We start from the raw sequence: 12,774 nt of genomic DNA on the forward strand, positions 1-12,774 counted from the left end.
GGATCGGAAAGGTTCCGGACTCATTGCATGAATCAAACGGGTACTCGCCCGAATGACGTGACCGCAGGGAACAGGAGCGAACCGGTGGAATTGGGCACACACGGGGGTGACGGGAGCGACCCCAGGCGCTGGAAGGCCCTGGCGGTCACACTGGTGGCCGGATTCATGAGCCTGCTCGACGTGACGATCGTCGCGGTCGCGCTGCCCTCCATGCAACGGGCCCTGCACGCCTCGGCACCCGCCATCCAGTGGGTGGTCTCCGGCTACGCCCTGGCCTTCGCCCTGGTGCTGGTGACCGCAGGGCGCATCGGGGACATGATCGGCCGACGGCGTGTCTTCCTGCTGGCCCTCGGCGGGTTCGTGCTGTGCAGCGCCGCGGCCGGCGCGGCCCCCACGATCGGTCTGCTCATCGCGGCCCGGCTGGCGCAGGGAGTCGCCGCGGGCTGCCTCGCCCCGCAGAACTCCGCCCTCATCCAGCAGATGTTCCGCGGAGCCGACCGCGGGAAGGCCTTCGGGCTCTTCGGCGCCACCGTCGGCATCTCCAGCGCCGTGGGGCCGGTCGTGGGAGGGCTGATCCTCAAGCTCGCCGACGGCCCCCAGGGATGGCGGTGGATCTTCTACGTGAACGTACCGGTCGGTGCCCTGGCACTCCTCCTCGGTCTCCGGCTGCTGCCCAAGCTGGCGCCGGGCCGGCGGGAACGGCTCGACCTGGTCGGTGTGCTGCTCCTCGGCTGCGGGGTCCTGACGCTGATGTTCCCCCTGGTGCTGGCGGAATCGGGCGGGGTGAAGCGGCTGTGGTGGCTCTTCCTGGCCGGGGTGGTCCTCCTGGCCGCGTTCGCCCGGTGGGAGCGGCGGGCCGCGGCACGTGACGGCCGGCCGCTGCTCGACCCACGGCTGGTGACCGAGACCCGCGGGTACGCCGTCGGCGCCGCCATCGCCGCGCTGTACTTCGTCGGCGTCAGCGGAGTGTGGCTGGTGTTCGCCCTCTTCTTCCAGAACGGCCAGGGCTACAGCCCGCTGCAGTCCGGGCTCGCGGTGACACCGTTCGCCATCGGCTCCGCCGCGGCCGCGGCGATCGCCGGCCGCCTGGTGGAGCGCTTCGGCCGGCTGCTGACCGTGTGCGGGTTGGCCGCCGTCGCCTTGGGCCTGGGCGCCACGGCGCTGATCCTGCGCCTCGCACCCGGTGACAGCGCGGTCTGGTTCGCCCTTCCCGCCCTCTTCGTAGGCGGTGTGGGCAGCGGGTGCGTTATCTCCCCCAACGTGACCATGACCCTGCGGGACGTACCGGTCCGGATGGCGGGAGCGGCGGGCGGGGCCCTGCAGACGGGGCAGCGGTTGGGCGGGGCCGTCGGCACGGCGGCACTGCCCGGACTCTTCTACGTGGCACTCGGCGCCCACCCCCACGACTACCGCACCGCCGTCGCCCTGGCCGTCGGCTCCGGCGTCCTGCCCGTGCTGTGCGCACTGGGCCTGGCGGTCCACGACTGGTTGCGCGACCGCAGGGCGATGTCGCGGCACCGCGCGCCCGAGGTGTCGCACAGCCACACCCACGCAGGTCAGGGCTGACCTCACTCGTACGGAGCCTTCTGTCCCCGATGGGCCGTCATGCGGCGGGTCCCGGCGTGCGACGAAGGTCGACTGCCGATCAGATGATGTCTGTGCGACCACTCATAGCCCTTCACCCCCAGCGTGCCCGCCTGTTCGCCGCCGGTGTCCCGGCCGCCCTGCTGGCGCTGCTCCTCTCCCCGTTCACCGTCCCCGCCTCCGCCGACGACACCCCGGTCCGCGGCTCCGCCCGCATGGGCATGGGCGTGGCGGCCCACGACGGCTCGAGCCCCGCCTCGGCCGGCCCGCGCGCCGGCCAGACCGAGGGTGTCGACGTCGCCAGCTACCAGGGCGACGTCGCCTGGCCGACCCTGTGGGACGGCGGCGTCAGATGGGCGTACACCAAGGCCACGGAGGGGACCTACTACACCAACCCCTACTTCTCCGCGCAGTACGGCGGTTCGCTCGGCGTCGGCATGATCCGCGGCGCATACCACTTCGCGACCCCCGACACCAGTGGCGGAGCCACCCAGGCCGACTACTTCGTCGACCACGGCGGCGGCTGGAGCGGCGACGGCGTCACCCTGCCCGGAGTGCTCGACATCGAGTGGAACCCGTACGGCGACGACTGCTACGGCAAGACACCCAGCGCGATGGTGACCTGGATCCGCGACTTCCTCGACCGGTACAGGTCCCGCACCGGCCGCGACGCCGTGGTCTACACCGCCACCTCCTGGTGGAACACCTGCACAGGCAGCCACACCGGCTTCGGGAAGACCAACCCCCTGTGGGTCGCCCGGTACGCGTCGGCGGTGGGCGACCTGCCGGCCGGCTGGTCGTCGTACACCATGTGGCAGTACACCTCGACCGGGCCGACAGTGGGCGATCACGACCGGTTCAACGGCTCCGTCGACCAACTGAAGAGCTTCGCCAGGAACTGACATGGCATCATGCGCGGATGCCCCTGACCGCGCACACCATCCGGCCGCGCCGGATCGTCGCCGTCGTGGCGGCGGCCCTGGCGGTCTTCGCCGGCTCGTTCGACACCTTCCAGGGGACGGCGCCTCCGCGTCCGGCGCAGCCGTCCGCCATCGAGCCGTGTGTGACCGGGACGGGCGTCCTCCTGGCGGACCTGGACGCCGACGGCCACCGCGACCGCGCCTTCGACCCTTCCGGAACCGGCGCCCGGCTCACCATCACCTTCGGGACCCCTTCCGGCGACGGCAGGCGGGTCGGGGTCCGCGAACTGGTCGGCGGGACCGGGCACGGAAAGGAGGACAGACTCGCCGTCGTGGCCGACTTCGACCGCGACGGATGGGCCGATCTCCTCGTCACGGCCACGGGGCCGTGGCGGGGCGACGATCCGATCGAACCGCGCCTGTCCGAACTCAGGCGCGGCCCGTTCTCCAGAACCGGCCGCGGCCACGCCCCCCGGCACGTCGGCCTCGGTGAAACCCGCGGTCTGGCCGTCGGTGACTACAACCACGACCGGTACCCCGACCTCGCCGCGTTCATCTACAACGGTGACGGTGTGTACGCGACCCACGGCCTGCTCGGCGAGAAGGCCGCGGGTATCGGGAGCTACACCGGCAAGTACGCCGTCGACGCGGAACAGACGGACGACGACACACCCGACAACATGCCGACCGACGGCCTGAGTTCGTTCTACCCGAGGTGCGCGGGGGAGTGACCCCGCTCCCGTACGGCTTCGGCGCCGGTCTCCGTGACGGCCACCGCGGCGCGTACCAGCGCGGCCGTGGCCGCCGAACGGGACTGCTGCGGCCAGGCGATGGCGAGTACGCAGGGCGGTGCGTCCACGAGCGCCCGGTACACGACCCCGGGGCGTGGATAGCGGGCGGCGACCGAAGCGGGCAGCACGGGGGCCACGCTGCCGAGCCCCGCCAGGGTGAGCAGTTGGGCCAGATCACGGCCCTGACCGCGGATCTCGTCGATGTACCGGTGCAGCTCGCCGGGGCGCAGCCCGAGGTCGGCCAGGGCCAGGCTGTCGCGGGCGGCGAGGGGATGAGTCGCGGCCAGGGCCACCACACGCGGTTCGGCGGCCAGCGTCTCGGTGTCCAGCCCCGTGCGGTCGAAGGGCTCGTGAACCAGGGCCGCGTCGGCCTCTCCCCGCCGCAACAGCCGCGGCTGCTCCTGCCAGTCGCACAGCCGGACGGCGACGGGCACGGCTCCGGGCTCGGCCGCGTAACGCGCCAGCACCGGCTCCAGCAGCCCCCCGTCGCCGTCCGCCTTGACGGCCAGCACCAGTCCGGGTTCGGCGGCGGTGCGCCGGGCCCGCCGCCCCGCCGCCTCCAGGGCGTCCAGGGCGAACCGCGCCTGAGGGAGAAGCACCGTTCCCGCCGCGGTCAGTGTCACCCTGTGGGTGGTCCGCTCCAGGAGGGTGACGCCCAGCTCCGTCTCCAACTGGCGGATCGCTCGGGACAGGGGAGGCGGGGACATGCCCAGCCGCTCGGCGGCGCGGGCGAAGTTCAGCTCCTCGGCGACGGCGACGAAGTAGCGCAGCAGGCGGGAGTCCATACGTCCCCTCCGTTCGGTGTTACCCGGAGGGTAACAAGCGGGAGTGAACCGATCCTTCAGTTCCCGCGCCCCGCGCAGCAGGCTCGACGGCATCCGGAACATCCGGCGGACCATCACTGCAGGGAGTCGTTCATGATTGTCGTCACCACCCCGACCGGCCAGATCGGTCGGCAGGTCCTCGACCGCCTCCTCGACGTCCCGGACGCCGCGGCGGGGATCCGGGTGATCGCCCGCGAACCCGCCCGCCTCCCCACGCGAGTGCGAGAACAGGTCGAGGTGGTGCAGGGGTCGCACGCCGACCCCGGCGTCCTGGGGAAGGCGTGCACGGGCGCCGACCGCCTGTTCTGGCTGGTGCCGCCGACGCCCTCGGCCGACAGCGTCGAGGGGCACTTCCACGCGTTCACCGAGTCGCTGCGCGAGGTGACCTCACGCCAGGGCGTCGAACGGGTCGTCGGCGTCTCCACACTGGGCCGCTCGGTGGCGAAGAACGCCGGGCAGATCTCGGCGTCGCTCGCCATGGACGAGAGAATCGCGGCCATGGGCGTGCACTACCGGGCGCTGTGCCCGCCGTTCCTGATGGAGAACCTGCTGGGCCAGGCCGAGTCGATCCGCACCGGGGGCGTGTTCTTCCTGGCGGCGGCGCCGGACCGGGTGCTGCGCACCTGCGCCACCCGCGACATCGCCGCCACGGCGGCCCGGCTGCTGCTGGACGACTCCTGGACCGGCCAGGACGACGTCCAGCTGGCCGGGCCCGACGACCTGACTCCCGAAGGCATGGCACGGGTCGTCTCCGAGGTGCTGGACCGCGAGGTGCGCTTCCAGGCCGTCAGCAGTGCGCAGTTCAAGGAGACGCTGCTGAGCCGCGGGGTGAGCGCGGCCTGGGCGCAGGGGCTGGCCGACATGGCGGACGCGCTGAGCGAACAGGGCTTCTACGGCGCCGACCAGCCGAGTACCCCGGACACGGCGCCCACGGGATTCGGCCAGTGGTGCGAGGACGTACTCCGTCCGGCCGTGATGGCACCCGGCTCTCAGGGGTAGGCGGTGTGACATCCGAGGAAAGGATCGTCATGACCACGTACCTGATCACCGTTCCCGGCACCTTCACCACCGGGATCGAGGAGGACGAGCGAGCGCGGCTGAGCCGGGCACTGCGGCCGGCCGATCCCCACACCACTCGGACGGGCAGTACGGAGGATCTGGACGCCCTCACCGTCAACGACGACAACACCTTCACCATCCGCCTGTCCGTGGAGGCGGACAGCGGCGCCCACGCCGAGGAGGACGCCCGCGGTCTCGCTGACTCCGCGCTGCGCCACGCGGGTCTCGACCCGGACAGCGCTCCCCTGGGGCCCGCGGTGATCACCGGCATCGATTCCGACGTCGGCTGACCCCTCCCTCTCGGCCTCCGTCGCTCCGGAGCCGGCGGGGCGGCAGAGCACCGCCGCCCCGCCGGAACGATCCGGCCACCGTCCGCGTCCTTCACGACCAGGGCACGGCAGCCGTGCCGCGGGGACGAAGGGGAGACCGGGTGCCGACGAGCGGATTCGCCGACTGGACACGCAGCTTCGAGGAGGAGGACGAGCGCAGACGGGCGGCGCGCGACCCGGACTGGGAACGGGGAGCGACCCTGCACCACGCGGTGTGGGCGAGCATCCAGCGTTTCCAGGTCGGTGAGGACGGCGACGGCGCGGGCCTCATCGCCAAGGCGGAAGAGGCCGGTGACCCCCACTACGCGCACGCCGTGAAGCTGTTCGTCGCCGAGGAACAGAACCACGCCCGGCTGCTGGCGCGTCTGCTGGCCGCCGGTGGCATGCCGACGCTGGCCGGCCACTGGAGCGACGCGGTCTTCGTACGGCTGAGGCACCTGATGGGGCTGCGTACGGAACTGCTGGTGCTGATGATCGCCGAAGTGGTGGCGCTGCGCTACTACCGGGCCCTGCGCGACGGCGCCGACGACCCGCTCGCCTCCGACGTGGCGGCCCGCGTTCTGGCCGACGAACAGCGCCACGTGCCCTTCCACTGCGAGCGGCTGCACGCCTCCTTCCGTGAACTGCCCCGCCCGCTGCGCCGTCCGGTGGCGGCCGGGTGGCAGCTCCTGCTGTGCGCGGTCTGCCTGGTGGTGGCCGCCGACCACGGTGCGGCCCTGCGCCGACTGGACGTCGGGCGGCTGCGGTTCGTCGCCGACGTCATGGCGTCGTCGAAGGCCGTGGTCCGCGCGATCTTGGCCTGATGGCGTCGCCGCACGGTCTGCCGGGCCGTCGTTATGGACCCCTCTGTCGGGTTCGCGTCCCGGGCCGTACACTGCCAACCCGCGCGTCTGCGGGCACAGTTCATCGGGGGGAGCCACCATGTCCGGGAATCCGTACGGTCCGTACCAGCAGTTCAACGTGCCGCCCATGCCGTCGAGCCCACCGCCGGCACCGCCGGACGGCCTGCGGGCTGCCGCGGTCGCCCTTCTCAACCTCAGCGGCCTCGGCCTCGGTTACGCGCTTGTCCGAAGATGGGTCCTGATGGCCGCGTGCTGGGTGGCGACCGTCGTGCTGCTGCTCGTGGCACTGCCGGCGGACGCCGACGGCGTCCCGGGGGCGGCGCTCGCCGGTTACGCCGTGTTCCTGCTGCTGGCGGCCGTGCACGGTGCGATCGCCGGGCTGCGCACCCGGCTGTCGTGGCCGGGCCGGGCCCCCCTCGCGCTGCTGCTGGGCGTGCTGCTCCTCGCCGTACCGGCCGGTGCCGCTCTCGGGTACGGCAACGCGCACGACGAAGCCGTGGAGCGGTCGCTCCTCGACCGCCTCGAGCGGGCCGACCACCTGGTGACGGCGGGCAGCCGGCACACGTTCGCCGAGGCCAGGTCCGACTACGGGACCGCCCTGGACGTCTACCGGGACCTCGCGGTCGAGCACTCCGGCTCCCGCGCGGCCGAGCAGGTGCCCGACCGGATGAGGACGTACTACGAGACGGTCGGCGCGGCCTACGGTCACAAGGACTACTGCGCCGCGATCGATCCGTTGAAGTACCTGCGTACGGTGCCCCGCACCATGCCGAGGAAGCAGCTCGGCTCGCTCACGCGGTGGCCCGACGACCGGCTGGCCACCTCGCTGTACGAGTGCGGTGCGAGCAGTCTGGCGAACGGCGAGGCGGACTGGGTCACGAAGTTCGGCGACCTGCTGGACACGTTCCCGCAGTCCGCGCCGGCCGGGGAGGTCGTACCCGCCGTCGACTCCGCGGTGAAGAAAGCGGAGAAGGCGGTCGGCGGTGGCGAACCCTGCGCGGCCGTCGAGCAGTTGCGCAGTCTCAACACCCGTATCACGGAGCTGTCGGGGGCGGCCCCCGACGCGGCCGGCGACCTCGGGAAGGCCGCCGGCCGGGCCGACAGGAGCGGCGACGCGGGGGAGTACGCCTGCGGCGTCGACCAGTACAAGGACGGCGACTTCGCAGCGGCGCAGAAGACCATGGACCAGTTCCTCGCCGACAACAAGCACAGCGGCAACCGTGACCGCGCGAAGAAGACGTCCATCGCCGCGGAGGTCGCCCAGACGCTCCCGGCCGCCGGGAAGAAGCTGCCCACCACCGCCTCCGGCGGCAGCATCTCCGTCACGGTGAAGAACGACAGCCCGGACGACGTCACCGTCCTCTACACCGGGCCGGTCACCGGCAGCTTCACCCTCAAGGGCTGCGGCAGCTGCAGGACGTACACCCTCGCCGACACGCTCCTGGTCGGCTTCAAGCCCTGCCACGGCGGCAAGAACTATCCGCAGCGCACCATCAGTCTCCCGGTCGGCACCACGTACTTCGTGCACAAGCCGCACGGCGACAGCACCGCGACGCCCGGTTCGGACACCGCCAAGCTCCGCTCCGGCTACATCTACACCGAATGCGCCTACACGACACAGACCTTGGGGAGCGGCTACTGAGGGGCGGCTACCGAGGAGCGACCGGTTCCCGCGTCCGCGCCGTCCGCCAGGGCAGCGTGACACGGGGACCGCCCCGCAGGCACCACAGCGCGATGACGGGGTCGCAGATGGCGCAGCCCATGGAGGAGCCGTGCTCGAAGGGCACGATCGGGTTGCCCTTGAGGTGGTGGACCAGGTCCCACGCGGTGTGCAGGAGCCAGGCGATTCCGATGAACGTCCAGGACTCGAGCCCCCGGTAGGCGACGTAGGTGGCCACGGCGGTGAAGGCGAACTCCCAGGCCCCGAGGCCGCCACCGCTGAGGTAGGCGGCCGAGGCGCCCCCCACCATGAGCGCGTTGAGGCGGCGTCGCCGGTCGTCGTCGCGGACCAGTGACATCAACAGGACGTAGACGATGCCGATCAGGATCGGGGAGACGTAGCTCATGACTGCTTCGCTTTCTCAGGGTGCCGTCGGGTCGTGTCCGGGCCGCGGGACGCCCTGAAGCCAACCAGCCGCCGGCCCGTCGCCCCAGTGGCATTGACGACACCTTCCAACGGGATAGTGACAGGTAGGTTCTGGCTATGCACACCGTCGCCGTTCTCGCACTGGACCAGGTGATCCCGTTCGACCTCTCCACCCCGATCGAGGTCTTCACCCGCACCCGGCTCCCGGGCGGGCGCCCCGCCTACCGGGTCCGGGTGTGCGCCGAACGACCGGAGATCGACACCGGGTCCTTCGTGCTGCGCGCACCCTGGGGCCTGGACGGGCTGATTGGAGCGGACACGATCATCGTGCCCGGAACCGCCGCCCCCGAGGCCCCGCTGCCGTCCGCAGTCCGTGACGCCCTGCGGACGGCGGCCGGGGACGGCACGCGCATCGCCTCCATCTGCTCGGGAACCTTCCCGCTGGCGGCCACCGGCCTCCTCGACGGCCTGCGGGCCACCACCCACTGGGCCGCGGCCGATCTGCTGGCCGCCCTCCACCCGGAGATCGAGGTCGACCCGGGCGTCCTGTACGTCGACAACGGTCAGATCCTCACCTCGGCCGGCGCCGCCGCGGGACTGGACCTGTGCCTGCACATGATCCGCCGCGACCACGGCTCGGCCGTCGCCGCCGACGCGGCCCGGCTGTCCGTGATGCCCCTCGAACGCGAGGGCGGCCAGGCGCAGTTCATCGTCCATGACCACACGCCGGCCCCTCAGGGCTCCGCACTGGAACCCGTGCTCACCTGGTTGCGGGACAACCTCGGACGCGAACTCTCCCTCGCCGACATCGCCGCCCACGCCGGAACCAGCACCCGGACCCTCATCCGCCGCTTCCGCGAGCAGACGGGCACCACCCCGCTGCAGTGGCTGCACCGCGCCCGGATCCGCCAGGCCCAGCACCTCCTGGAGACCACGCAGCACCCGGTCGAACGCATCGCCGGGCAGGTCGGGTTCGGCTCGCCCACCGCCTTCCGCGACCGTTTCAAACGCACCACCGGCGTCAGCCCGCACGCCTACCGCCGCAGCTTCAGCTGATGTCGGCAGCGGCCCACGCACCGGTGGTGCGGCGAGGTGTGCTGCCTCAGCAACTCCCTTCGAAAGTGCGGTGATGGGTGTGGCGTCGCCCGCCTAGGCTCGGCGGCATGGATCAGGGGGAGACGCTGTGGAACGTCGTCGACGTGGAGGCGACCTGCTGGGCGGGCCGGCCGCCGGCCGGGGCGGTCAGCGAGATCATCGAGATCGGGCTGACCGTCGTCGATCCGGCGACCGGTGAGCGCACCGGACGGCACCGCGTCCTGGTACGGCCCGCACGCTCCACCGTCAGCGCCTTCTGCACCGAGCTGACCGGGCTGACGCAGGCCGAGGTGGAGCAGGGACTGTCCTTCGCCGAGGCGTGCCGGCTGCTGGCCACCGCACACCGCTCCGGATCGCGCCCCTGGACGAGCTGGGGCGAGTACGACCGCCGCCAGTTCGAGCGGCAGTGCCGGGCGACCGGAGTGACGTACCCCTTCGGACGGCGGCACGTCAACGCCAAGGAGGTCTTCACCGCCGCGCACGGACTGCCGAGGCGCCCCGGCATGGCCGAGGCCCTGCGGGTGGCGGGACTGCCGCTGGAAGGCCGCCACCACCGGGGCGAGGACGACGCCTGGAACATCGCGGCCCTGGTCCTCGGCCTCGTCCGGCGTGGCGCCTGGCCGGATCCCGGCGAGGTCCGGTGACCACTCTTCGCAGCCGATCTCTCGTGGAGGAGCCCTCGTGGACCATGACCTGACCCGACTCCTGGGCGACCTGCACGCGCAGGGCCGTGCGCACGACGAACCGCTGGCCGACCGGCTGCTGCGGCTGCGCAACATGACCCCCGAGGCGGCCCGGCTGGTCGCCCTGCTGATCCGTGTGCAGCGCAGCGGACGCGTGCTGGAGATCGGCACGTCCAACGGGTACTCCGCGATCTGGTTCGCCGACGCGCTGCGTGACACCGGCGGGAGGCTGACCACGGTCGAGATCGACGGGGAGCGGGCGGCGACGGCGCGGCGCAACCTCGTACGCGCCGGACTCGCGGACCGCGCGGACGTCGTGCACGGGGACGGCGGCGAGGTCCTGGCCGCGGCCCCGGACGCGTCGTTCGACGTCGTCGTCCTCGACGCCGAACGACCCGCCTACGTGGAGTACTGGCCGCAACTGCGGCGGGTGCTGACGCCGTACGGGCTCGTGGCGGTCGACAACGCGGTGAGCCACCGCGAGCAGCTCACCGCGTTCGACGAGCTGGTACGGCGGGACGGGGCCTTCGCCGTCCAACTGCACGAGGTGGGGGACGGGGTGCTCACGGCGGTCAGATGCGGCTAATCCCATAGGGGATTTGCCTAAAGGGTTTAGGCAACTGCACAATCGGCTCAGTCGAGCGAGAGGACGCCGGACGTGGCGCGTGCAGGACTGACCCCGGACCGTCTCGCCCGAGCGGGCGCGGAACTCGCCGACGAGGTCGGCTTCGACCAGGTGACCGTCTCCGCGCTCGCCCGGCGGTTCGACGTCAAGGTGGCGAGCCTGTACTCGCACGTGAAGAACTCCCAGGACCTCAAGACCCGGATCGCCCTGCTCGCCCTGGAAGAGCTCGCCGACCGGGGCGCCACCGCGCTGGCCGGCCGGGCCGGCAAGGATGCCCTGGCCGCTCTGGCGAACGTGTACCGCGACTACGCCCGGGAGCACCCGGGCCGGTACGCCGCGGCCCGGCTGAGGCTCGACCCGGCGACAGCGGCCGCCAGTGCGGGCGCCCGGCATGCCGGGATGACGCGGGCGATCCTGCGGGGCTACGACCTGACGGAACCCGACCAGACGCACGCGGTCCGGCTGCTGGGCAGCGTCTTCCACGGCTACGTCAGCCTGGAGCTGGGCGGCGGGTTCAGTCACAGCGCCCCCGACTCACAGGAGAGCTGGACCCGGATCCTGGACGCCCTCGACGCCCTGCTGCGGAACTGGCCCGCGAACCAGACCCCGGACCAGACCCCGAATCAGATCCACTGACCGGCCCACTGGCCAGATCCCCCGACCAGATCCCCGACCAGGGACCTCCCGACCGGAACAGGCTGACGCGATGCCCACCCAGGACCACTGGATCACCACACCCGTCACCGCCGGCCTCCTGCGCGGCGCCCTCGACGTGGAGCGCACCGAGCACGGCGTGCTGCCCCACCGGCTGCCCGCCCGGGCGCGCGCCCAGTGCGCCGACCCGCAGCTGGTCATGGCCGAGGCCCAGCCCTCCGGGGTGCGCGTGGTCTTCCGCACCCGGGCCACCGTCGTGGAACTGGACACGCTGCCGACCAAACGGGTCTACACCGGCGCCCCACCCCGTCCGGACGGCGTGTACGACCTCCTCGTGAACGGCCGACCGGCCGGCCGGGGCAGCGTACCGGGCGGCAACACCGTCACCATCGACATGGCCACCTGGACCACCGAGCGGCGGCCCGGCCCCGTCGGCACCCTCCGCTTCACCGACCTGCCCGACGGGGTGAAGGACATCGAGATCTGGCTCCCGCACAACGAGACCACCGAACTCGTCGCCCTGCGCACCGACGCGCCCGTCGAGCCCGCGCCCGACCCGGACCGCAGGGTGTGGCTGCACCACGGCAGCTCGATCAGCCACGGCTCCGACGCCGAGAGCCCCACCACCACCTGGCCCGCGCTGGCCGCTTCCCTGGGCGGAGTCGAGCTGATCAACCTGGGCCTCGGCGGCAGTGCCCTGCTCGACCCGTTCACCGCCCGCGCCCTGCGCGACACCCCCGCCGACCTGATCAGCGTCAAGATCGGCATCAATCTGGTCAACACCGACCTGATGCGGCTGCGCGCCTTCGGCCCCGCCGTCCACGGCTTCCTGGACACCATCCGCGAAGGCCATCCGGACACACCGCTCCTGGTGGTGTCGCCCTTGCTGTGCCCCATCCACGAGGACACCCCCGGCCCCAGCCTGCCCGACCCCGGCTCCCTCGGCACCGGACAGCTGCGGTTCCGGGCCGCGGGTGACCCGGCGGAACGGGCCGCCGGAAAACTGACCCTGCGCGTCGTCCGGGACGAGCTCGCCCGGATCGTCTCGCAGCGGGCGGCCGACGATCCGAACCTGCATCACCTCGACGGCCGCCGGCTCTACGGCGAGGCCGACTCCGCCGAGCTGCCGCTGCCCGACGACATCCACCCGGACGCCGCCACCCACCGCCGCATCGGCGAACGCTTCGCCGAGCTGGTCCTCACGCACGGCGGGGCCTTCGGCGACCGATGACGCCCGAGACGTTGGCCACACTCGCGGCAGGCGGCCGTCAGCCGGGGTACC

At 72.3% G+C, this 12,774-nt stretch carries 14 protein-coding genes; 12 read left to right on the forward strand and 2 right to left on the reverse strand.

Features of this window, described 5'->3' with window-relative positions:
* Positions 1-27: 27 nt before the first annotated feature.
* The 3 genes from ACFYZQ_RS06865 (at position 28) to ACFYZQ_RS06875 (ending at position 3,235) form a co-directional block, all read left to right on the forward strand.
* Positions 28-1,566 carry an MFS transporter gene (locus ACFYZQ_RS06865; protein WP_389142425.1) on the forward strand — a complete coding sequence of 513 codons (1,539 nt, stop codon included), beginning with the start codon at positions 28-30 and terminating at the stop codon, positions 1,564-1,566.
* 86 nt (positions 1,567-1,652) lie between these two features.
* Positions 1,653-2,486: a lysozyme gene (locus ACFYZQ_RS06870; protein ID WP_389143221.1), complete on the forward strand. Its 834-nt coding sequence runs from the start codon at positions 1,653-1,655 to the stop codon at positions 2,484-2,486.
* Positions 2,487-2,503: 17 nt separating this feature from the next.
* Positions 2,504-3,235, forward strand: coding sequence for an FG-GAP repeat domain-containing protein (locus tag ACFYZQ_RS06875; RefSeq protein WP_389142427.1), 732 nt, complete (start codon positions 2,504-2,506; stop codon positions 3,233-3,235).
* Here ACFYZQ_RS06875 and ACFYZQ_RS06880 read toward each other — a convergent pair.
* Positions 3,211-4,080, reverse strand: a complete 870-nt coding sequence (locus tag ACFYZQ_RS06880) for a LysR family transcriptional regulator (protein ID WP_389142429.1) — start codon at positions 4,078-4,080, stop codon at positions 3,211-3,213. The genes ACFYZQ_RS06875 and ACFYZQ_RS06880 overlap by 25 nt on opposite strands.
* Positions 4,081-4,212: 132 nt before the next feature.
* On the opposite strand from ACFYZQ_RS06880, the gene ACFYZQ_RS06885 reads away from it, so the two are divergent.
* From ACFYZQ_RS06885 to ACFYZQ_RS06900, 4 genes are all read left to right on the forward strand, one after another.
* Complete coding sequence (locus tag ACFYZQ_RS06885) at positions 4,213-5,118, forward strand: NAD(P)H-binding protein (RefSeq protein ID WP_389142431.1); 906 nt, start codon at positions 4,213-4,215, stop codon at positions 5,116-5,118.
* Positions 5,119-5,147: 29 nt separating this feature from the next.
* A complete protein-coding gene (locus ACFYZQ_RS06890) occupies positions 5,148-5,468 on the forward strand; it encodes a hypothetical protein (RefSeq protein ID WP_389142433.1) in 321 nt (106 codons plus the stop codon).
* Positions 5,469-5,608: 140 nt separating this feature from the next.
* Positions 5,609-6,310, forward strand: coding sequence for a ferritin-like domain-containing protein (locus tag ACFYZQ_RS06895; protein WP_389142435.1), 702 nt, complete (start codon positions 5,609-5,611; stop codon positions 6,308-6,310).
* Positions 6,311-6,428: 118 nt separating this feature from the next.
* A complete protein-coding gene (locus tag ACFYZQ_RS06900; protein ID WP_389142437.1) occupies positions 6,429-7,991 on the forward strand; it encodes a hypothetical protein in 1,563 nt (520 codons plus the stop codon).
* Positions 7,992-7,998: 7 nt separating this feature from the next.
* On the opposite strand, the gene ACFYZQ_RS06905 is transcribed toward ACFYZQ_RS06900, so the two are convergent.
* Positions 7,999-8,415 carry a DUF6010 family protein gene (locus ACFYZQ_RS06905; RefSeq protein WP_389142439.1) on the reverse strand — a complete coding sequence of 139 codons (417 nt, stop codon included), beginning with the start codon at positions 8,413-8,415 and terminating at the stop codon, positions 7,999-8,001.
* A 137-nt stretch (positions 8,416-8,552) separates the two neighbouring features.
* On the opposite strand from ACFYZQ_RS06905, the gene ACFYZQ_RS06910 reads away from it, so the two are divergent.
* The 5 genes from ACFYZQ_RS06910 (at position 8,553) to ACFYZQ_RS06930 (ending at position 12,723) form a co-directional block, all read left to right on the forward strand.
* Positions 8,553-9,491, forward strand: coding sequence for a GlxA family transcriptional regulator (locus ACFYZQ_RS06910; protein ID WP_389142441.1), 939 nt, complete (start codon positions 8,553-8,555; stop codon positions 9,489-9,491).
* 107 nt (positions 9,492-9,598) lie between these two features.
* A complete protein-coding gene (locus tag ACFYZQ_RS06915; RefSeq protein ID WP_389142443.1) occupies positions 9,599-10,174 on the forward strand; it encodes an exonuclease domain-containing protein in 576 nt (191 codons plus the stop codon).
* A gap of 37 nt (positions 10,175-10,211) precedes the next feature.
* On the forward strand, positions 10,212-10,799 hold the full coding sequence (locus ACFYZQ_RS06920) for an O-methyltransferase (RefSeq protein WP_389142445.1): 588 nt from the start codon (positions 10,212-10,214) through the stop codon (positions 10,797-10,799).
* 72 nt (positions 10,800-10,871) lie between these two features.
* Positions 10,872-11,474 (forward strand): TetR/AcrR family transcriptional regulator, encoded by a 603-nt coding sequence (locus tag ACFYZQ_RS06925; RefSeq protein WP_389142447.1) that lies wholly within the window; start codon positions 10,872-10,874, stop codon positions 11,472-11,474.
* Between the two features lie 70 nt (positions 11,475-11,544).
* Complete coding sequence (locus tag ACFYZQ_RS06930) at positions 11,545-12,723, forward strand: GDSL-type esterase/lipase family protein (protein WP_389142449.1); 1,179 nt, start codon at positions 11,545-11,547, stop codon at positions 12,721-12,723.
* Positions 12,724-12,774: the final 51 nt, after the last annotated feature.

This window comes from Streptomyces sp. NPDC001843 (assembly GCF_042891955.1).
In the GTDB taxonomy this organism is placed as follows: domain Bacteria; phylum Actinomycetota; class Actinomycetes; order Streptomycetales; family Streptomycetaceae; genus Streptomyces.

Bases quoted from the DNA above. Each gene is read 5' to 3' on its own strand.
- ACFYZQ_RS06865 (WP_389142425.1), top strand. From the start codon at position 28: ATGAATCAAACGGGTACTCGCCCGAATGACGTGACCGCAGGGAACAGG.
- ACFYZQ_RS06870 (WP_389143221.1), top strand. From the start codon at position 1,653: ATGTCTGTGCGACCACTCATAGCCCTTCACCCCCAGCGTGCCCGCCTG.
- ACFYZQ_RS06875 (WP_389142427.1), top strand. From the start codon at position 2,504: ATGCCCCTGACCGCGCACACCATCCGGCCGCGCCGGATCGTCGCCGTC.
- ACFYZQ_RS06880 (WP_389142429.1), bottom strand. From the start codon at position 4,080: ATGGACTCCCGCCTGCTGCGCTACTTCGTCGCCGTCGCCGAGGAGCTG.
- ACFYZQ_RS06885 (WP_389142431.1), top strand. From the start codon at position 4,213: ATGATTGTCGTCACCACCCCGACCGGCCAGATCGGTCGGCAGGTCCTC.
- ACFYZQ_RS06890 (WP_389142433.1), top strand. From the start codon at position 5,148: ATGACCACGTACCTGATCACCGTTCCCGGCACCTTCACCACCGGGATC.
- ACFYZQ_RS06900 (WP_389142437.1), top strand. From the start codon at position 6,429: ATGTCCGGGAATCCGTACGGTCCGTACCAGCAGTTCAACGTGCCGCCC.
- ACFYZQ_RS06905 (WP_389142439.1), bottom strand. From the start codon at position 8,415: ATGAGCTACGTCTCCCCGATCCTGATCGGCATCGTCTACGTCCTGTTG.
- ACFYZQ_RS06910 (WP_389142441.1), top strand. From the start codon at position 8,553: ATGCACACCGTCGCCGTTCTCGCACTGGACCAGGTGATCCCGTTCGAC.
- ACFYZQ_RS06915 (WP_389142443.1), top strand. From the start codon at position 9,599: ATGGATCAGGGGGAGACGCTGTGGAACGTCGTCGACGTGGAGGCGACC.
- ACFYZQ_RS06930 (WP_389142449.1), top strand. From the start codon at position 11,545: ATGCCCACCCAGGACCACTGGATCACCACACCCGTCACCGCCGGCCTC.